Annotated in this window: 19 protein-coding genes; 4 read left to right on the top strand and 15 right to left on the bottom strand. The window is 37.8% G+C overall.

Annotated elements, in window-relative coordinates; genetic code table 11:
• Positions 1-140 precede the first annotated feature (140 nt).
• The 12 genes from J2Y40_RS22590 to J2Y40_RS22645 all read right to left on the bottom strand — a co-directional run bounded on the left by J2Y40_RS22590 (position 141) and on the right by J2Y40_RS22645 (position 15,649).
• Positions 141-3,626, bottom strand: a complete 3,486-nt coding sequence (locus J2Y40_RS22590; RefSeq protein WP_153391551.1) for a DUF2723 domain-containing protein — start codon at positions 3,624-3,626, stop codon at positions 141-143.
• 270 nt (positions 3,627-3,896) lie between these two features.
• A complete protein-coding gene (locus tag J2Y40_RS22595; protein ID WP_310001557.1) occupies positions 3,897-4,454 on the bottom strand; it encodes a helix-turn-helix domain-containing protein in 558 nt (185 codons plus the stop codon).
• Between the two features lie 67 nt (positions 4,455-4,521).
• Positions 4,522-5,310, bottom strand: coding sequence for an SDR family oxidoreductase (locus tag J2Y40_RS22600; RefSeq protein WP_153391549.1), 789 nt, complete (start codon positions 5,308-5,310; stop codon positions 4,522-4,524).
• 260 nt (positions 5,311-5,570) lie between these two features.
• The gene (locus J2Y40_RS22605) at positions 5,571-6,737 is read right to left on the bottom strand and encodes a cytochrome-c peroxidase (RefSeq protein ID WP_153391547.1); all 1,167 of its coding nucleotides are present in this window, start codon (positions 6,735-6,737) and stop codon (positions 5,571-5,573) included.
• Positions 6,738-6,852: 115 nt separating this feature from the next.
• On the bottom strand, positions 6,853-7,341 hold the full coding sequence (locus J2Y40_RS22610; protein ID WP_153391545.1) for a hypothetical protein: 489 nt from the start codon (positions 7,339-7,341) through the stop codon (positions 6,853-6,855).
• 8 nt (positions 7,342-7,349) lie between these two features.
• Positions 7,350-8,210 carry a DUF4240 domain-containing protein gene (locus J2Y40_RS22615; RefSeq protein ID WP_153391543.1) on the bottom strand — a complete coding sequence of 287 codons (861 nt, stop codon included), beginning with the start codon at positions 8,208-8,210 and terminating at the stop codon, positions 7,350-7,352.
• Between the two features lie 101 nt (positions 8,211-8,311).
• Positions 8,312-8,641 (bottom strand): helix-turn-helix domain-containing protein, encoded by a 330-nt coding sequence (locus J2Y40_RS22620; RefSeq protein WP_153391541.1) that lies wholly within the window; start codon positions 8,639-8,641, stop codon positions 8,312-8,314.
• A gap of 5 nt (positions 8,642-8,646) precedes the next feature.
• Positions 8,647-9,072: a transposase gene (locus J2Y40_RS22625; RefSeq protein ID WP_153391539.1), complete on the bottom strand. Its 426-nt coding sequence runs from the start codon at positions 9,070-9,072 to the stop codon at positions 8,647-8,649.
• 144 nt (positions 9,073-9,216) lie between these two features.
• Positions 9,217-9,747 (bottom strand): hypothetical protein, encoded by a 531-nt coding sequence (locus tag J2Y40_RS22630; RefSeq protein WP_153391537.1) that lies wholly within the window; start codon positions 9,745-9,747, stop codon positions 9,217-9,219.
• A gap of 18 nt (positions 9,748-9,765) precedes the next feature.
• The gene (locus J2Y40_RS22635; protein ID WP_153391535.1) at positions 9,766-13,635 is read right to left on the bottom strand and encodes a hypothetical protein; all 3,870 of its coding nucleotides are present in this window, start codon (positions 13,633-13,635) and stop codon (positions 9,766-9,768) included.
• Positions 13,636-13,687: 52 nt separating this feature from the next.
• A complete protein-coding gene (locus J2Y40_RS22640) occupies positions 13,688-13,957 on the bottom strand; it encodes a hypothetical protein (protein ID WP_153391533.1) in 270 nt (89 codons plus the stop codon).
• A gap of 261 nt (positions 13,958-14,218) precedes the next feature.
• Entirely contained in the window at positions 14,219-15,649 is a 1,431-nt protein-coding gene (locus J2Y40_RS22645) for a hypothetical protein (protein WP_153391531.1), read from the bottom strand.
• A gap of 436 nt (positions 15,650-16,085) precedes the next feature.
• Between J2Y40_RS22645 and J2Y40_RS22650 the strand changes: the two genes are divergently transcribed.
• The 3 genes from J2Y40_RS22650 (at position 16,086) to J2Y40_RS22660 (ending at position 17,787) form a co-directional block, all read left to right on the top strand.
• A complete protein-coding gene (locus J2Y40_RS22650; protein ID WP_153391529.1) occupies positions 16,086-16,685 on the top strand; it encodes a Crp/Fnr family transcriptional regulator in 600 nt (199 codons plus the stop codon).
• Between the two features lie 67 nt (positions 16,686-16,752).
• Positions 16,753-17,373 carry a hypothetical protein gene (locus J2Y40_RS22655; RefSeq protein ID WP_231128602.1) on the top strand — a complete coding sequence of 207 codons (621 nt, stop codon included), beginning with the start codon at positions 16,753-16,755 and terminating at the stop codon, positions 17,371-17,373.
• Between the two features lie 12 nt (positions 17,374-17,385).
• Positions 17,386-17,787: a DoxX family protein gene (locus J2Y40_RS22660; RefSeq protein ID WP_153391527.1), complete on the top strand. Its 402-nt coding sequence runs from the start codon at positions 17,386-17,388 to the stop codon at positions 17,785-17,787.
• Positions 17,788-17,896: 109 nt separating this feature from the next.
• On the opposite strand, the gene J2Y40_RS22665 is transcribed toward J2Y40_RS22660, so the two are convergent.
• The 3 genes from J2Y40_RS22665 to J2Y40_RS22675 all read right to left on the bottom strand — a co-directional run bounded on the left by J2Y40_RS22665 (position 17,897) and on the right by J2Y40_RS22675 (position 19,527).
• Positions 17,897-18,433: a dihydrofolate reductase family protein gene (locus J2Y40_RS22665; RefSeq protein ID WP_153391525.1), complete on the bottom strand. Its 537-nt coding sequence runs from the start codon at positions 18,431-18,433 to the stop codon at positions 17,897-17,899.
• Positions 18,434-18,498: 65 nt separating this feature from the next.
• The gene (locus J2Y40_RS22670; RefSeq protein WP_310001558.1) at positions 18,499-19,254 is read right to left on the bottom strand and encodes a helix-turn-helix transcriptional regulator; all 756 of its coding nucleotides are present in this window, start codon (positions 19,252-19,254) and stop codon (positions 18,499-18,501) included.
• Between the two features lie 18 nt (positions 19,255-19,272).
• Entirely contained in the window at positions 19,273-19,527 is a 255-nt protein-coding gene (locus tag J2Y40_RS22675; RefSeq protein WP_153391522.1) for a hypothetical protein, read from the bottom strand.
• Positions 19,528-19,739: 212 nt separating this feature from the next.
• Here J2Y40_RS22675 and J2Y40_RS22680 point away from each other — a divergent pair, with 212 nt between their 5' ends.
• Positions 19,740-20,735, top strand: coding sequence for an SDR family NAD(P)-dependent oxidoreductase (locus J2Y40_RS22680; protein ID WP_310001559.1), 996 nt, complete (start codon positions 19,740-19,742; stop codon positions 20,733-20,735).
• Positions 20,736-20,756: the final 21 nt, after the last annotated feature.

A 20,756-nucleotide genomic window follows, 5' to 3' on the forward strand; every position in this document is an offset into this window, starting at 1 on the left:
TATGGCTGTAAAAGGCTTCATTTAAAGACATATTTTCTGTCTTAAATCACATTAATGGCCACCAGATATCACAAAACCTTCCGGTCATTGACCAGAAGGCTCTGCTTCTCCTGCAAAAACAGGATCTTTTTATTGAAAAATTACTGAGTTGCTTTGATAAGTGCTTTGGTGATCTGTTCTTCTTTTTCTTTGGAATACGTAGAATCGAAAGGTTCCATCACATCAAATAAATACTGGTAGAAAGGAGTTATTTTCTGTACATTTTCAGATTCTTTCATCGCTTTTTCTTTCCCCATCTGCTGAAGTTCTTTGATGAAAACATTGAACTTTTTATCGATAGGTTCAATTGATTTTACCAGATAAGCATAGGCTTTTTCGTTCTGACCGATCTTTTTGTAAGCATCTGTAACCGCAGAAACCACAAGAGAATATTCCATTGGTTTCGTTCTCATCTGCCTTTTCACATACCTTTGATCAGCAGGATCTAAGCTTAGGTAATAATCATATTCTTTAAAGATTCCTTTTTTAAGGATTTCCGCCAGCTGAAGACCTTTCTGTTCCTGTCCGGCCACGATATATCCAGTGACCATCGCGCTTAATGACCGCGGATCATTGTATTTTTCTGCCGGGATTTCTCTTGCAGCAAGATCAAGAATTTCAATTGCCTTAGTTTTTTGTCCGCTTAAAGCCAATGCCGAAGCAGCTCTACTAGCCGATGTTCTGTAGCTCATGATGTTTGAAGTAGCCGATTCATCATAATAAATACTAAGATCTTTAAAATTGCCCCACTTAAAGTTTTTCACCACGTTGTAAAGAGAATTTGCATCTACTCTGCCTAAATCTCCATCCGGTGTCTGTTTTGTATGGATAGGAACCAGTCTGTAGCTGAACCCGTCAAACTGAAGGTATTCATCGAGATAGAAAATATTTTCGCTTTCATAAACTCCGCCTGAAGAGAAGTTAATCGGACGTTTCCAATCAAAAGTGGCCAAAAGATCAAGCATCATCAGATTGCTTTTATAAAGTGTATTGGCTTTGTAGGAAATCATAATCTGATTCACGGTATCCGGAAGATCTGCCTGCGTAATAATTCCTGCTTTTACAGCATTTTCTTTGTTTACCGGAAGGATAAACTTATTAACCGGAAGGATATTATATTTTTCATATTTTTCTTCCCCGAAGTACATTTTCAGAAGCTCATCTTTTTCAGGAGATTTTAGTCTGATAAATTCAATCGCTTCCTTCAGGGTAATGGAGTCCTGTGTAAGGTATTTTCTGAAGGCCTGGAATTCCGTATCCGGAGCCCCTTGCTCTTTCAGCATGGAGAAAAATCCTTCCCAGTCTTCTTTTTTCATCAGATAAATCTGGTCATTTACTCCGTCTCTGTATTCATCATGTGTCAGCTGGGTTGGAATTCCTGCTGCATTGTAGGTTCTTCTCCTTACCTGATCAATATTCCATGGGGTGGCCAGCAGGGTAAAGTTGACGGTTTTCACATCATCCCTGAATCTTTCTGTTTCCTGGATGGCCCATACCGGAAAGGTATCATTATCCCCGTAAATAAAAATAATATCATTTTTTGGTAAAGATCTGAGAAAGGAATATGCAGAATCATAAGCTGCCGTTTTTTTACTACGGTCATGTGACGTGTAATTCTGGAATCCCATCATGAAAGGTATTCCTAATAAAACAGCTCCTAAAACAATATTGGCTCCGTTGGATTTTATTTTAGATTGAAGAAACCATAAAATAGCTCCAGCCCCCAATCCGATCCAGATGGCAAAAGCATAGAACGAACCTACCATCGCATAATCTCTTTCCCTTACTTCAAACGGTTTTACCCCTGTATAGAAAACAATTCCTACACTTGTCAGAATAAACAGGGAAAGAAGGGCATAAAATCTTCCAAAGTCTCTGTTCAGCTGGAAAAAGAAACCAATCAATCCTAAAATTAACGGAAGAAAAAAGAATTTTACCGTGCTTTCATTTTTAAATTTCGCAGGCATTTTATCCTGATTTCCAACTAAAGCATTGTCAATAAACGGAATTCCTGAGATCCAGTTTCCGTTGGTGATTTCCTTGTGTCCCTGCAGATCATTTTGTCTTCCTACAAAATTCCACATCAGGTATCTGGCAAAGTAATATCCGTTCTGGAAGGAAATGAAATAATCAAGATTCTGAGCCAGTGATGGTCTCTGTACATTGATCAAATCATAGGGTTTTACTTTTAAATAATCTGCTGCCGTGATGGTTTTATCTTCATATTTGGCTCTCAGCTCATCAAAAATTTGTTTGGCCTGAGGATTATCTGCAACATCTTCATTGTCATAGTTGAAGGTAAAATCCGGAGCCCCATATAACGCGATATAGTTTTCCATGATCTCTTTATCTTCTTTAAACATCCTCGGCATAAAGCTGATATGAGATTTGTTGAATACGTAATTGAAGCGCTCACCCGTTTTCCTGTAGGTTCCGGTTTTTTCATCCTTTTCATACATATCTCCGGTTTTATCTATTTTATAGCTTCCGTCTTCGTTTTTCTCCATTCCTTTGGCATCAAGGAAAGCGGTATAATTCTGTCCATAAATTGTCGGCCAATCTCCGTACTGCTCTCTGTTGTAATAATCCCGCATTCCGATCGCCGTATCAGGATCGTTAAGGTTCATTGGAGGATTGGCGTTTGCTCTGATGGGGATCACCATCCAGCATGAGAAACCGATGATCATATAAACCACTGACAGTACAATGGCCTGGTAAACTTTTCTTTTTGCTTTCCTTGCATATTTAATCAGGAAATAACATGCTGCTGTCATTAAAATAAATGCGGCAATGGTCCCTGAATGGAAAGGAAGTCCCATCCCATTCACAAAGAAGATTTCCAGATTTCCGAACATCGTCATGATCAAAGGGAAGATAATTTTGAAAACAATAATCAGAATTCCCAGAGTAATCAGATTCGCCCAGATGAAGTTTTTCCAGGAAAACGTATAATTTCTGGCGTAATAGACCAGACAAACAGCAGGAATCGCCAGCATACACATCATATGAACTCCTACAGAAAGGCCAATAATAAAGAAAATAAGGATGATCCACCGCTCATTGTCGGCTGCCTGATAATCATTTTCCCATTTCGTGATCAGCCAAACCAATAAAGCAATAAACATAGACGCCATGGCATATACCTCTCCCTCCACTGCTGAAAACCAGAATGTATCCGAGAAAGTAAAACACAAAGCTCCTATAGCTCCGGCAAAAAGAATGGAGATTTCCTGATGTTTTGCTATTTCATCAAAATCTTTGTTCAGCAATCTTCTTACAAAATGGGTAATGGTCCAGAACAGGAAAAGAATGGTAAATGCACTGAATACCGCGGACATGGTGTTGATGACCACAGCATAGTTTTCTACGTTCCCCATCGCAAAAATGCTGGCCACAGCCCCCACAATCTGGAATAATGCCGCTCCGGGAGCATGCGTTACTTCAAGTTTTACCGCAGAAGAGATATATTCCCCGCAGTCCCAAAAGCTGAGCGAATGCTCAATGGTAGAGGTATATGTAATTAATGCAATGATAAAGACCACCCATCCTAAAATGGTGTTCCATTTTTTAAAAGACCAGTTTTTCATATAAATATTTAATTCCAATACTTATTAAGACAACTAGCCGTAACAGATCATTACATGGTTTTAGTCAAAAATGTAATTTTATTTTTTCAGCCGTTTATTTAACAGAATTCCAAAATCAATGATTATCATTTTATCCCGGAAAGTAAATTTCTGTTTTCTTATTTTAAAGACATCCGGGAGCTGCAGAATATTACATAGAGTTGATTAAAATGGAATGCAAATCATTCATTAGAAAAAAACATAAATTCTATTTATTCCTTACCATAAGTGCTACAAAAAATCAATTTTCAGTTTAATATCAAGGGCATTTTTCTGATTCAGGCTGTTTCCGTTTTTGAATATAATCCATAATTTAAGACCCATAAAACTTATTAAAATGGGAAGAAAAAGAGGAAATCTCATCGTCAACCCTTTTTGAACAAATGGACTTAATATCATTAATACAGACAGAATAACAGACAGAATAATCTGTACTCCTGCAATCTCTTTTCCCAGTTTTTTATTTTCCTGATCTTTCGTTCTGTAGGTTAAAATCAAAGGGAAAATAACTCCTCCGAATGGTATAATCAACCCTGATAAAGCGGATAAATTAATCATTTTTGCCCTATCTGTTGTCACTTTTTTTGTTTCTTCATCTGTATCAGGAATAATGTCTTCAGGCGTCACTTCCAAAGATTGCGCAATGGCTTTCAGGGTAAAACCTTTGGGTATATTTCCGGCTTCAATTCTCTGAATAGTTCTTAAAGAGAGTCCAGATTTTTCGGCAAGCTCAGTCTGGGTAAGGTTTTGCTGTTCTCTCAGAATCTTAACCCTGTTGTTCATTTTCATCCGGTTATGAGTTTAATTCATGTCATTTGCGAAAGTACAGGATTTTAAAGAAATTTCGCTGTTTTTTCTAATAGGTATTGTTCAGTCCTCCGTCTAAAGGTATGCTGGCTCCGGTAAGATAAGACGCATATTCTGATGCAAGAAAAGCTGCCAGATGTCCGTATTCTTCCGGCTGTCCCAGTCTTTTCATCGGGATTTTATTTTCCCGGTTTTTTAGAATTTCTTCAACAGGAAGTCCTGTCTGCTGAGCTTCGTGGTGAATCAGGTTTTGGATTCTTTCCGTATCGAAATAGCCGGTGAGAATATTATTGATGGTAATGTTGTGCTGTGCCACTTCGTTGGATAAGGTTTTTGCCCAGGCGATCACTGCTGAACGGATAGAATTGGAAAGGGCTAAGTTTCCAATAGGAGCTTTCACGGAAAGTGAAGACACATTGATGATCCGTCCGTTTTTCTGCCTGATCATATGAGGTAAAGCCAATAGTGTTGTTTCGCATACCGTTTTAAAAAGCAGGTCAAATGCTTTCTGGTAATCATTGGTTTCTTTTTCTAAGGCAAAACCCGGCTCCGGACCATTGGTATTGTTCACAAGAATATCTACAGCATGATTCTGAAAATATCCGGCAATGATTTCTCTGTATTTCTCAAAATCAGAAAAATCAGCAACGAGATACTGATGCTTCTGATCGGGACTAACAACAGGAAGTGAGGCTGTAATATCCTTTAGTTTGGTTTCATTTCGTGCCATGATGGTAACATTGGCTCCGCATTTGGCCAACTCAAGGGCAATTCCGGCGCCAATTCCCTGGGTGGCAGCTCCTACTAAAGCATTTTTTGATGAAAGACTGATATTCATAGTGAAATGATTGTATATGGATAAAGTTACGAAAAGTTTTGACGACGGGAGCTTGAAGGTGAAGGATGTAAATTATTTCCATCGTTGATTTCAATTCTGAATATATCAATTTCAGTTGTTTTTTAAACCATTAAGGGGATTCAGCTTTTAAGATTGATTAAGAGGAAAAATCAATGATTTTTAATAGGCTAAATAGTAGAATTAAGGCTCAATCTAATCCCGGATTTATTTTGATTTCCGGATTAGCTTAACTAGCTTTTTTATTTTGGCAAAACGGGAGGTGCTACTCTTTCTGTTTTTGTGGTCAGTGTGCGTAGAAAAGCTTCCAATTGTGAGATTTCTTCATCAGTAAGATCCAGTAATCTTACAAAAGTTGATTTTTCAGAATTCAGAGTAACTCCTTCATGAATGGTTGAGCGTTTTTGTGCATATTCCGGGTTTCCTTTGCTGTAGAACTGTATGACTTCCGTAAGGCTTGTCATGGAACCGTTATGCATCCAGGGTCCGGTTCTTGCGGTCTCACGAAGACCCGGCACACGAAACTTCCCTGCATCTTCCGGCTTTTTAGTCACCAGATAACGCCCCAAATCTTCTCCTGTTTCCCCCAACAGAGCGGTTCCTACATTTTCAAACCTGTTATTGGAGAAATATCCTGAGTTGTGGCAGTTCATACACTGCGCCTTGGTACGGAAAAGATGCAGCCCCATAAGTTCGTCATCAGAGTAGGCATCGGCTTTTCCACTGATGAAAAGGTCAAATTTTGCGGTTCCGCTTTTAACCGTTCTTTCAAAAGTGGCTATCGCTTTGGCTATACGGTCTTTGGTTACTGTCTTATCACCGAAAGCTTTTTCAAACAATATTCCGTAGCCATTGATTTTTGCAATTTTTCCTGCGGCAATATCAATATGCTCACCCATTTCCCGTTCATCCTGAATCGGCATATGGGACTGTTCTTCCAATGATGACGCTCTTCCGTCCCAGAATAAAGGTTGGGCATAAGCGGAGTTCATAATGGTTATTGCATTCCGGATACCCAGCTGCCGGTCATGTCCGAAAGAAAAAGTTCTGTTATCTCCCCAACCCAGTTCCGGATCATGGCATGAGGCGCAGGCAATCTGGTTGGACCGGGAAAGCCGTGGATCAAAAAAAAGGGTCTTGCCCAGCAATGCTTTATCTTCGGAGTATGGATTGTCTTCCGGAAAGCCGACTTCCGGTAAATGCCCTATTTCAGTAAAATAAGGAGCCGCATCGGGATCAAGGATTGGTTTTGGCCATTTTGAAGGGTTTCCTGAGGAATATAATATCCTCAATTCCGCGAGAAATGAAGACTTCTGCCGGAATTCTTTCTGAACACGGGTATTTAAACAGTTCTGCAAAAGAGAAACCGTGAGAAATACAATCAATATCCAGCTTATGGCATTCTTCATTATAAAACAGGATTTTGGCAAAAATAACTATTCTTCGCCAATACTTTTATTATTACGAAATGATATTCGTTCTGTGATGGTTATTTTGAACTGTTTTTAAACATCATACACTCTTTTATACTGTAAACGGATAACGTTCTCCTAATCCGGGGCCGATATTGTTCAATGTTTTATAAAAAGTCTCTTTTATGAGTTGCGGAATAATTTCGTATTCATCATAACAGTCATCCAGCTGGTGGATTATATAAGCCATCTGAAGCCACTGCCCAAAGTTTATTTCCATGGGCAGAAGTTCATCGGACGCATCATGATCATAGAAAAAAATGGAATTCTCTTTATTCAAAAACCAACGGTCGCCCTGTCCGTTTCCGGCAAAACACCAATAGTCTTTCCACTCAGATTCCTTGTTTTCAGAAACGGCTTCCACAGCGTTATACAGGATCGTTTCTGAGGCAATTTCAATGGTTCTGATGGGTGTTACTAGATTTTTATATTGTTCAGAAAAAGGAAATGTTATTGTTTTTGGAAAGTTCTGCGGATTTCTCTTTTCTTTCAGAATATCTGCTTCTGCTTCAGAAACTTCCGGTATGGTAAACATGGTCATATCAGGCTTTATGAGTTCCTCAGGTCACCAATCTCTTTTACCAGTTTCGGATACATCTTCTGCAAACCTGCTCCGCTTTTCGGCTCACGGTTCATCTTCCTGTCCATACTGTCGTAGTGATTGCCGGGATACAATTCATCTACAGTATCTCTTATTTCTGATTCGTCTTTATTGTCATGATTTTCAGAATAGGCCCGGTCTGATACATACAGAAGTTCTTCACCCCAGCAATCACCAATATCAAAGCTGTATTTTCCGTTTACGAATGACTGAATATCTTTTGTAATATCTTCAAAGAATTCTTTTCCTTTCAACAGCAGCCAGCATCGGAAATAGATGAAGCCGTCATCGGAAAGATAACCATCAAAAACATAGGTTCCGTTTTCCAGTCTAAAGTTACCTTCAAGGATAAAGGAAAGTTCTGCAATTTCTGCAGTGTAGAGCACACTTAGTTTTTCCTGAAGTGTTTTTTCGAAAAGAATCAATCTTTCTTTCCCGAATTTAGAGAGATAGGATGTCAGGTTTTCTACATGCTCATCTATATCATATTCGCTCCAATGGGCTTTTTTGTATTTATTTGATTTTTCGATGGCTTCCCAGAAATAAATATCTGCTTTCTCCTGTTCCGAAAGTTCTTTTTTCTGAGGTATTTCATCGTTTTCCTGAATTTCAGTATAGCCTTTTTTTATTTTCTGGCTGATCAGTTTTTCAGATTCCCGAGTGCATTCTTTTTCATCAGCAAATTCTTTGACGGTTTCACGTCCTTTTGTTCCGGTTTTTCCGAATGTTATCGTTTGTGTAGTTCCTGTATATTCAATATTCCAGAATTTATCCGAGAGTTCCTCCTGATTGATGAAGTTTCTTTTCATAAAGCTTTGTAAAATGTGACAAATGGTGAAAAATCTATTTTTCAGAAAAACTAAACTACAAAAAATAAAGGGGAAAGCGTATTTCCCCTTTATTTTCTTTCTCATACTTCTGTGTTATACAGAAAGATTTTTTTCCATTTAGCTACGGTATTTCTGCTCAGCTTAAAATGGACGGCCAGCTGGGTATTGTTCAGTTTGTTTTTTTTCTGATATTCAAGCATACAAATGATATCAGATTCTTTATAGGAACGGTATCTCTGGCTGTTCTTTTCAGATATTCCGAAAATAAGGGTATTGATTTTCATTACATCTAATGCCAGAAGCTCTTTTTTCAATAATAATCCTTCACATGCGTTATATTTTTCCGGATATTTTTTAAAGAGAATATCGGTATAAATCTGCTTAAAGTTGGGCTGTCTGTATTTTTTCATTGTTTTTATCGGTTATATTTTTCAATCCATTTGAAAAGTGTTGTTTTAGGAATTGCATAGCGCTCCATGACTTCTTTTCTGGTCATATTTTCAGAACGAATCTGTTCAAGGACAAAATCGATGACTTCCTGTGTATAAATGGTCTTCCGGAATTGCGGCAGGCCTGTCACTTCTTTTGTTGTTCCTTTTTTCATTTTCCGGGAAGGTGGTGAATACAAAATAAGATGCTGGGAATAGGTTCTGAAGAAATCATATTCCAGAAACTTGCTCCATTTCAGCAGCAGATGGGTATCTATACTTTCCGAGCCATACATTGCTTCTATTTCCTGCTCTGTGCATTGAAAGAAATTACAGATTCTGAAAAGCTCCAGACCACTTTCTTTAACCGCATTCTGAATCATATTTCCTATATGGATATTTTTGAAATTCATCTGTATTTTTATATTAAAAGTCCTGCCGGAAGCCAGCCTCCGACAGGACGGAATTATATATATAACTTGTGTTTTATATTGTATGGTATTATATCTCTTTCCTCATTAAAAGGTCAATCTGAATAAATACCAGATTCTGACTTTCTATTTCCAGTAATTCCAGCTGGAACCGTCAAATACAGCCAATGATTTACTCGCAGTATCATAGCACATCATTCCCGGATAAGGACCTTTTACTGCTGTATGAGGGGTATTGATCTGGGGAAGGATCAGTGCTTTACTTTGTGCCTCCAGAACCAATACTCCCCTGGCATTGCTAGTTGATGCCCCGATAATCACGCCCTGGTTACCCCCGGATTCTGCACTTGTATTTGTTATGATCTGTGAATCGTTTCCTGAATCGCTCAGTTCAATCCAGACTCCGTTTTCATACATTTTTACCTTTTTATCGCTTTTATCAAAGAGAAAAGTTCCATTATTCTCTGGTGGAGCTGAAGATAAAGCCCCGGAAAGATTATTCACGGCAGAAAGTATAATGCCATTGGTATTTCCGGCTGTATTATTAAAATCTAAAATGGTGGCTGTACCATTAACGCTTTCTTTTCCTATGGCAACCTGGCCTGAAGCAAAAACAGCTAACGAACAAAACAGGATGCTGTATATTATTTTTTTCATTGTATTCAATATTAATTATTAGTCATTACAACTTCTTTCAATGCATTTCCAGATCGTACCATTGTACAGTTTTACACATTTATCCTGAATGTCATAAACAATCATTCCTTCTTTAGGTTCACTGATCATAGAAGAATTCTGAACTCTGGTGATCACCAGTCCTTTCGTATTAGATTCCAGAGCAACGAAACCGTTTGGAATACTTCCCGGCCAATCGCCCAATTTATTGTGTTTGGTAATACCGAGTCTGGTGGGAGTACCTGCCATTGTAAAGTTTCCTGGCTTTGTACAAAATCCTTCGCACCCTGACTGAACTGAGCCGTTCTGAGAGGTCCCTATCCCCTGTCCTGCTGTTCCCACTATTGTAGGAATACCATACTGATCAACACAGGTTCCATCCTTACATAAATTCTTATTGAGAGCTGAAGAACCTGTCCCAACCGTTAGGGCTCCTCCCGCATCCATCAATTGTGAATTGGTTATATTCTGATCTCCTTCTAAGGCATCAAGGCATCCGTCATTATCAGAATCAAGGTCAAGATGATCCGGAATTCCATCTCCGTCGGTATCCTGAGTAAAGCATTTTCCCTGTAAAAAAGTATCAAAGGCAAAGGCCCATACATCTGCAGCCACTTTTAATGTAGCATTGGTATCTATCGCAGCAACAGACTGATTGTCTATAAAAATTGTAGCATCCGGTATTAAAACTATTTTAGCTTCTCTGTCTCTTACAAATGTGGCCTTCCCGGCTGCATCTGCCATAATAGAGATATAATTTCTCTCTGTGGAATTAATTGTCATTTGTACTGAGCCCGACATATTAAAAGTAGTTACCGGCCAATATCCATTGGTAAATACAGCTTCACCTGTAGGCCCATATGGTATTGAAGGGTTGGTGCTTACATTGGATAGTATATACCCAAAATCTGTTGCATTATTCTGAAGAGCTATTACTCCTTTATCATGGTTTACTGACCATGAAAAAATACGTTTATTGGTTGCTGTCAATAATTTATCAGATGAAGTCTGCGTTTCATTGGCAGAAGATCCTGTATAAAATACATCTATTTTATCTGCCAATAACTGGGCTTCAGTAATGGCATCCTGCGTAGCGTACGGAACAAAAGTGATTCCCGGAAATTTATTATAAACCCCTGTTTCACTGAAGTTCAAAGGATTATTCAGCATATTCATCATCAGACCATATTTACCTAAGGTGGTGTCCAGATAGCCAATTCTTAAATTTCTGTTCAATGAATTGCAGCTCAGTCCTTCATCTGTATCCAGTATTCCGTCATTATCATCATCAAGATCAATACTGTCTACTATTCCATCGCCATCACTGTCTTTACACTGGTTGATGGTACTGTCCAGTGCATTGGGATCATAAAAACTCAAAAAATCAGGTATACTATTCAGATTTGCATCAACAATATCTGCCAATCCATCGCTATTAATGTCTGTTGATGTACCGGCCTGGGCAGCAAAAGAAAAGTTTGGGGATGTATTTCCTGTTGCTCCTGCTTCAAGCGCATCGCTGCACCCGTCCCCATCTGAATCTAAATCCAAATGATTGGGTATTCCATCTCCATCCGTGTCAAGAAATGTACATTGAGTATGCAAATATTTATCAAATATATAAGCCCAGGTATCTGCGATAGCCTTTTGATCATTGTTAGCCGGAGTAGTCATTCCGGAATTATCATTGTATATGGTGGCATCAGGAAAAATAACTAAATTATATTCCCTATCTGCCACTACAACGGGTCTTAGATTAGCGTCTGTCATTAGAATATCGAATGTTCTTGAGGCAGACATTATAGTCATCTGAACACTTCCTGACTGCAATAGTGTAGGTGTGGGCCAATATCCGTCTGTATATACACTTTTACCCATTGTTCCTGAAGGTGTATTAGGATTTGTATTATTAGGTGTTGTTTTATATCCATAATCTATTGCATTATTCTGTATTGCAAAAATTCCTTTATTATGGTTTTTTGCCCAATTGACCAATATTGTATTTACAGACGTCGGAACTTTATTGGTTGATGAAGTACCGGTAGCGTTATTATTATCTTCAGCTGTAGAACCTACAAAGAAAACATCAATATTATCTGCCAGTAAACCTGCTTCAGTAACTGCCGCTGCCGAGGCATAAGGAATTAAAGTTACTCCTCTTACTTTATTAAAAGTACCATAGATTCCAAAATTCTTTAAATTATATAAGAGATCTGTTGCCAATCCGCTGCTTCCTGCTCCCAGATTTAAATAACCTACCCTTATGTTTCTGTCAAGTTTACCACAAAAGTTTCCTTCATCTGTATCCAGCACTCCATCATTATCATCATCAATATCGATGGGATCCGGAACACCGTCATTATCTGTATCCAGACATAATTTCTGATTAGCAAGAAGAGCATATTTATGATAGGTAGAAGTATATTTCACTACGCCATTATCTAAATTTGCTTCCAATGAATCTGCCAATCCATTACTGCCGTATGGCCCTGGAATTACTGAAACATTTTTATTGGTGGCTGCACCTCCTTCATACGCATCAGAGCAGCCGTCTCCATCAGAATCCAGATCTAAATGATTAGGAATACCGTCTCCGTCAGCATCTGCATGGCAGGATCCAGGTTTGGGATGAGCCGAAGCATTATAAGGAACTGAGGTTGATATTATCGAAGTAATTTCATGAATCCTTGCTGTTCCGACTGTTCCGTTAGAAGAGTTGCCGGCGGCTGTTGTACCCATATATCTTATCTGGTAATACTTATATGGAATTTGTGAGGAAATAGCAAATGACCGGGGCCCGGTAGCAAGACTAAGGCCATTCCCTACAGTAAGTACCGTGTAAGTGACTCCATCGTTTGAACCATACAATTTTCCGTATATCGTTGTTGACGTCATGCCATAATTACTTTGAACAACAGTTAAAGAGCTTAATACTACTGATGTAGGATACTCTATTGTAAAAACCGGTGTACCCGGTGTTATTGTCTGGCCAGCTGCAAAAGTAAAAGCAGCAGCTCCATCATCTGTATTGTCATTGTATAATAATGCGATATCATTCCCAACTGAAGGATTTGTTCCGGAACCATAGAAAGATGATCTGACTGAAGCAATTCTATGAGCCTCAAAAACGTTGTAAAAACATTCCGGAGATTCTTCTGCATCCAGTATTCCATCATTATCATCATCAAGATCTACGTCATCAGGAATGCCATCATTATCAGAATCTGTGACGCAGCCCGCCAATTTTATATAGTATCTGTAATCTCCTTGAGATCTGGCATTGGAGGTCCCGGTAAGATAAGGATAGTAGTTTCTTATTTCAATACTTCCGGAAGTTATAGTGAGCGAAGATGGGAAAGTTAAAACAATATGATTTTTCACCCAGCCTGTAGGAGTTGCCGGAGCATCCCGTTTAGACTCCCGGATCTGTACAGAAGGCTGGCCATTGATCATTGCACCTCCAAAAGCGGTTGCAGGGGCATACACCGTTCTGTCATTATAATCTGCAATATGATAAGGAGTAGGATCATTATCCCGGGGAATGACCATGTTCATATATTTAACGCCATTTACCCAGAGTTCAGTTGTTAAACCGTCATTATAATCGTCAAATGCAATATCAAATTCCAGCTTATTGGTAGTTATACTCACTCCGGTATATGGAGCAGCAAAAAATCCTTTAGCAATAGTAGTTCCTCCTGCATCATCGTCAGATAAAACATATGGATCACTTCCGTAATTAAATCCAAAGCCTCCCCGGTTAGGATCATCTTTCTGGGTCTGTACCCAGTTAAAAATATTATCACTGCATTGGCTGTAGGCTATACTTGCAAGCAGTAGTGAAAAGAGAAATAAAATTTTTTTATTCATCAGCTTTTATATTTTAAAATTGATTGTTGATTTTCAAATCGTCGGTTTATTTCTAAGGAATCTGTGTTTTTGGAGAAATAAACCAATTCATATCTTTATGATCGTGTATTGCCAGAAAAGGCGGAGGTCTTGTATATTTTTTTAAATAGAAATCATCCGTTGGATCTCCTGAATTTCCTACAGATAAAAAATACTTCTCAGCATCTGAAAAAAGAAAAACAGACAGCCTTAATAAAAACATCGCCATTACTATTCTCAGTTTCGAAACTGAAATAACAAGTAATAAAATGATTAATGCTATATCGTATTTTTCTGATGCCATCAATGTGTTGTAAAATCAACTGCAAATGAATGAAACCCATCAAAAAAAATAAAAAAAACAGGCCCTCATCAGGCCCTCTATTTAAACAAAATAATGACTATCAGTGTCTTACAAAATTAAAAAACATCAATATTTTCCCAATAAAAAGTTAGAATTATATACCTTTCCCTACTGAAGCGTTACCGGATTTTTCTATCCCGGAAAAAACAGGCATAAAAAAAGAACCTTTTACAGGTTCTCGTTATAAAAATAAAATACTTGCTAAGCTCCATCTATGTATTTTCTGATCCAGACCATTAAGTCTTCTTCCGGACTGAGACATAGCCTTTTTCTCAGATTATATCTGTTATTTTCAATGGTTTTGGAAGCTTTAAAAGTATATTCTGCAATTTCTTTGGTAGAAAAACCCATATAGATATAAGCACAAAAAGTGAGTTCAGAGGCTTTTAACATTGGGTTTATTTCCAGCATTTTTGTACAGAAATCAGGATAGACTTCCTGAAAACGGCCCCAAAATTGAGAAGAGTTCCCTTTTACAAGATCACTGAGTTCAGAGAATGATTCAGAGACTTTTTGTTGCAGCTTTTCAATTTTCTCTTCTCTTTCTTTTATTTCTGATTCTATTTCGGAAAGCCTGATCTTCTGCTCTCCAATAATTTCTCTTTTTTTCTTCCGGATCTTCTGATAACGTATTATAACTACTGCCAGCAATACAATAAAAGCAGCTGTTACCAACAGAATAATCAATATATTTCTTTTCATTAAATCCGACTTTTCATTCTGTTTCTTTAGCAGGATTCTGTCCACTTCTTTTTGAACAATCCTTTTATCATCTTCCAAATCCAGCTTATGCTGAGCTTCTGCTTTTTTCAGATAATCAATTTCTTTTTCACCGTTGCCCAGCATTTTATAGGACTCCGCTATTTTAGAATCTACATAGGCTGAATTCTGCATGAATTTCTCTTTATTCTCTGCCGCTTTTACATAGAAATCGATAGCATGGTTATAATCATAGGTCTGAAAATAGTAATCTCCATAGGTTTCATAGAATGGAGCCAGATAATGATATTTTTCAAGAACTGCCTGGTCATAAGCCTTCTGAACAAAAGGATAAGCTAAAGCAGGTCTTTTTTCCTGCAGATAGATCCAGCTTTTATAAAAATAAATAAAAGCCCTGCCTCTGTAGATCCTTTTAGCAGAAAGATATTCATTCATGGGAATTTTTTCAGAAGCAGCAATAGATTTATTGGCATATAAATGTGCTGTTTTATAATCCTTCAATTCTGTATAATAGTCTGCAATGCCAATATACATATTTGAAGTAATCAGTTCTGACTCCAGATCAGTTCTTCCCTTCAATAAATCCAGCACTTCCAGATTATTCTGATAAGCCTGTTCAAATAAAGACATTCTGCTGTAATAACCAGCTTCCAGGCTTAAAAAAGAGGCTTTTAGTATATTATTTTGCTGAACCGCTTTTTCTTTCATCCCTTTTTCCAGATAGGGAGCACATTCCTCAAACCGTCTGAAAAAAACCAGAGACCGCACAATATAATAATAAGACCAAGCCTTTCTTTCGGAATCACCTGCTTTCTCCGACATATCCAAAGCCTCTTTTGAAAACTTCAAAGCATTACCAAAATCTACCTGCGCACAACTGTCCGAAAGCCTGAGCAGCTTATCAATTTTCATCAATTCATCCCGGTTTTGGGAAGAATACAATTGAGATTGAAAAATAATAAGCAACAGAAAAATGATTTTCTTATGTCCAGACATAGCGTTATTAAGAAAAAAATTAGGGCTGAAAATATTTATCATGAAAATATTTAATAACAGTACAATTAATAAGGAAACAGAAAAAAGACAAAAATACCATATAAAAATCGGTATTTACAAACTCAATAGAGATTATATCGACTTAAATTTATAGATTTTTTTCTATACAAATACGACTAGTTAACCAATAAAAAATTACTAAAAATTAAATATTTAATGAAAATTTTACACAAATAATATATTAAAGACTTGTCCATCTTCTGTATCATACAACGAACCACAATATTTGCGTACATTTACAGCATTATATACCTGTCATCAAACAGCGTATTTTCTACAAAACCTCCCCTTCATGGATACAGATACGGCCATTTCACAAGTAATACAGCATTTCAAGGAAATTGTTGCTTTAGAAGAAAAACATATTGAATCCATCATTCCCAAATTAGAAATTATACACCTCAGTAAAAAGGAATATCTGCTTCGTGAAGGACAGGTTTCAAAGCATATGCGTTTTATTGCCAAAGGCAGTTTGTATGCGTATCATATTGATGAAAAAGGGAAAGAAAACACCTCCCAGCTCGGCATCGAAAATTGGTGGATTAATGATCTGTACAGCTATCTGAGTGAACAGCCTTCAAGAATGTTTATTCAGGCCAATGAGGAAACTACCGTTATACAGATCAGCAGAAATAATCTGGAACTGCTGTATAAAGAGGTTCCGGCTCTATCAGAATTCTGGCGTCTGAAAATTCAGAACGCTTATGTGATGCTTCAGGAAAGGACATTTGAACATTCACGGGTAGATGCTTATACCAAATACCGCAGTTTTATTAGAACATACCGCAATATTGAACAGCGTTTTCCCCAATACATGATTGCTTCCTACCTTGGAATTACAGTGGAATATTTAAGTTATTTAAGAAAAAAACACCTGTCTGACCTTTCTTAAGTTTTCTTAAGTTTTTTCCGTTTCAGCCTGGATAATTTTGCCCGTAGAATTTTTAACGAGTACAATTATGAAGGCTAAATATGCTGTTGTTATGATTCTGGCAGCCACTTTCTCAAAGTTGAATGCACAGAAACTTTCCTACACTTCCGATCTTGTTCTGGGGCACCGTTCCTACACCTATATGCACAATGTAAATTATCAGCTGAGTGATCATTTAAAACTGAACAATCTTACCCTGTTTGACACTGAATATACGGAAGACAAAGACAATATATTTTTTATAAGAAATGCACTTTCCTACAGTTTTACTAAAAAAGTAAGTATCAATACCGCATTCGGAGTGAAGAATCCGGGAGCCTTCTTTACGGTTTCTGCACAGTATAAAATCATCCAGTCTTTTTATTCCTTTTCTTATTCACTCGGAGCAACCTATCAGAAAGGATTTTCCCTGGAACAGTCGCTGTCATTTGAATATTTCCCCAACCTGAAAGAAGGTCTTCAGGGATATTTCAGCCTGCTGGCCATCGGAAACTTAGATGACAGTGGCTATCTGAGAGGACTGCAATTCCTGAGACTAGGAGTGAAACAGGATAAAATGATGTATGGTATCGCTTCCAATTTTGACCAGTTCAACAACGGTAAAAAAACGTTGGAAAATATCGGGGTATTTGTAAAATATAACTTTTAAACAATCATAAAAATGAACAAAAACATTGATTTGGGTATTCTGATCAGCAGAATAGCCGTTGGATTTCCTATGCTGGTTTACGGAATCAGCAAACTGGTACATGGAATTGGATTTATTGAAAACATGATGGCACAGCAGGGACTTCCGCCATTCTTTGCCTATGGGGTATTTGCAGGCGAGCTTATTGCCCCTTTACTCATTATTGCAGGATTTAGGATAAGACTGGCCGGATTAATTTTTGCAGGCAACTGTTTTACGGCTATTATTCTTGCCCAGACAGGCAGTATATTTAAGCTTAATGAATTTGGAGGATGGGCCCTCGAATTATTAGCCATATACCTTCTGATTGGTTTAAGTTTCTTTTTTACCGGAGCCGGAAAATTTGCAGTTTCAACAAAGAATAAATGGGATTAACTTCTATCAATAACAGAAAAAGAGACTGGTTGTCAATCAGTCTCTTTTTCTGGATTGTATTTGTTTTAAAATCCTGACAGATAAGCTTCTTTTTATCAACAGAAAAATGTTATCTCTTTCTGGTAAAATGATTCTGAACGATTGAATTCAGAAAGATTTTTGTATCTGTACATTCAAATTCCAGCATTTCAGGAAGGTCTCCAAATAAAGGAATACCTGCACCTAACAGATAAGGGATCACTGTAATGGTCATCTCATCAATCAGGTCTTCTTTCAAAAATCCCTGAATGGTTTTTCCTCCGTCAATATACAGATTGTGATAGCCTTTTCCATGAATTCCTTCCAGAATATCTTTCAAGTCTCCTTTAACCAATGAAGCTTTATCCCTGAATTTTTCAGGAATTTCTGTCATGCTGCTGCTCAGTACGAAAACATGTTTCTGATAATACCATTCGTCAAATCCACACACCACCTCGAAGGTATTCCGGCCCATGACAAGAGCGTCAATATGGGAGTTAAACTCCTTATATCCCATATCATCATTGGTGGGATTTGGTAATGAAAGCAGCCAGCCTATTTCTCCGTTTCGGTCTGCAATATATCCATCCAGGCTTGTGGCAATAAATACCTTATTTTTCTGATCCATCGAATTCAATTTTAAAATTACAGTACAAAATTAATTTCTGCATGTGATTCAGAATTGTACAGAATTTACCTTATTCCTGATTTTAAAAATTCTTTTGGGGTCTGACCGCTTAATTTTTTAAATACTCTGATGAAATGGGACTGGTCATAAAATCCGGAATTAAGGCCAATATCAGTTAATCTGTCCGACCGGTTATTCTGAAGAAACTTTACCGCTCTGTTCATTTTATAAAGGTTCAGATATTCACCGGGAGTCAAAAAATAATATTTCCTGAATTTCTGAATGAAACTTTTTTGGGAAATCGGCAGCAGTTCACTAAAGTCTTTAAGCATTCCTTTTCCTCCCATCTCAGAAGCCAGATATTTTTCAAATTTCATGAGATCAGGATCGGGCTGCATAGTGCCGAATACTTTCAGTAAACATTTTTCGGCTTCTTCAAAATCCGGATTTTCATTATCAAACAGACAGTCATATAAGATTTCGGAAATAGCTTCCATAGTCCCGGTTCCAAATTCACGGATCAGCATTCCGTAGCAGAAGGGTTTTAACAGTAATCCAATGCATTCATAAATACCTTCCGTCTCAGTTACGAACGGTTGTTGCTTTAATCCGGATATAATCTGAAGCCCTGCCCTGCCAGTGACTCTTTCAGTATTTTCTCCTCCCACCGTATAATGGTCCCCATAACTGAAAATAAGTTCGGTAAATAAGGCTGCATGATGCACAAACCTCATCTTGAGATCAGGAGATTTCCCTATCCAGATATAATCCACAAAGCTGTTTAATGGGTATTGGGGGCGGTATGAGATTTCTGTAAGCACTATATTGAAAGCTAGGGCTTAAAAAACAGTAAAGCCTAATTTTTCAAGGTAATCCTGAACATGGTAAGTAGTAAAGTTGTTTGGGTCAGGATCCAACTCTTCATCATCAATGAAAATACTTGCCCAGGAAATTATAAGTTTACACGGGTATTCTTTTGCTGCATAAAGTAAATTATAATAGATCGATTTTCTTTTGAGAGGGATTCCCTCTCTATCGATTGTAATAATCGCCTGAAACACATGTTCTCTTTTTATATTATCGGGTATTGGCATATCAATTTAGTTAAATATTCTTACTTTATGATTTTCAATGATTTTAATTCTCAAACTCAAATATACTTAAAACGTCACGATTATCTTTATGGAAACCCATCATCTCATTTTTACCAGTATGACATTTACAACAAAGTAAATTGACATTTACAGCAAAACGCTGCAGAAAATTCCGCGATACCTTTGTCATGTAACATTTAAATAACAAAACAATGGAAACCAACAATTACCAGGGAGTGCTGCAAAAGCCTCTCAACTCAGGATTTAATGCAAAATCAACAACAGAAGATGTTATTAAAGGAATTGATCTTTCAGGTACAACAGCCATCGTTACCGGAGGAAATACAGGAATAGGTCTGGAAACCGTTAAAACCCTGGCTGCTGCCGGAGCAACTGTTATTGTTCCTGCCAGGAATGTAGAAAAGGCGAGAGAGAATCTTTATGGGATTTCTAATGTAGAAATTGAACCCATGGACCTGATGAATCCGGCATCCATAGATCATTTTGCGAAAAAATTTCTGGCTTCGGGAAGGTCATTACATCTGCTGATCAACAATGCAGGGATCATGTGGGTTCCTTTCCGTAAAGATGTGCGCGGTATTGAATCTCAATTGGCAACCAATTATCTGGCTCAATTTCAGTTAACAGCAAGACTGTGGCCCGCTCTCAAAAGTGCTGACGGGGCAAGAATTGTGAATGTATCATCACAGGGACACCAGTTCGCTCCTTTTGATTTTGAAGACCCTAATTTTCTTACCCGTGAATATGAAACGCTTCTTGGCTACGGACAATCGAAAACCGCCGTTAATCTTTTTTCTCTTGAACTGGATGCCCGCTCCCAATCGAATAAAGTAAGAGCCTATTCTTTACATCCAGGATCGATCGCAGGAACTGAACTCGGCAGAGAAGCTCCTTTGGAACTTTTTCAAAAAATGGGATTTGTTGATGATCGGGGAAATATGCTTCCAGAAGTACAGGCTTCCCTAAAAACAATCCCTCAAGGGGCTGCCACTACGGTATGGTGCGCTACGAGCCCTTTATTGAATAACATCGGCGGAGTGTATTGCGAAGATGTGGGCGTTGCACCGCTTTCCTTTGAAAATACGGTTACTCAGGGTGTAAAACCTTATTCTCTGGATGAAAACAGTGCAAAACGCCTCTGGACATGGAGCGAAGAAGTTACAGGAATTACTTTCAATGCGGATTAATCAACTAGCTCATTAAAAAAT

The sequence above is a fragment of the Chryseobacterium sp. 2987 genome (assembly GCF_031456375.1).
Taxonomy (GTDB): Bacteria; Bacteroidota; Bacteroidia; order Flavobacteriales; family Weeksellaceae; genus Chryseobacterium; species Chryseobacterium vaccae.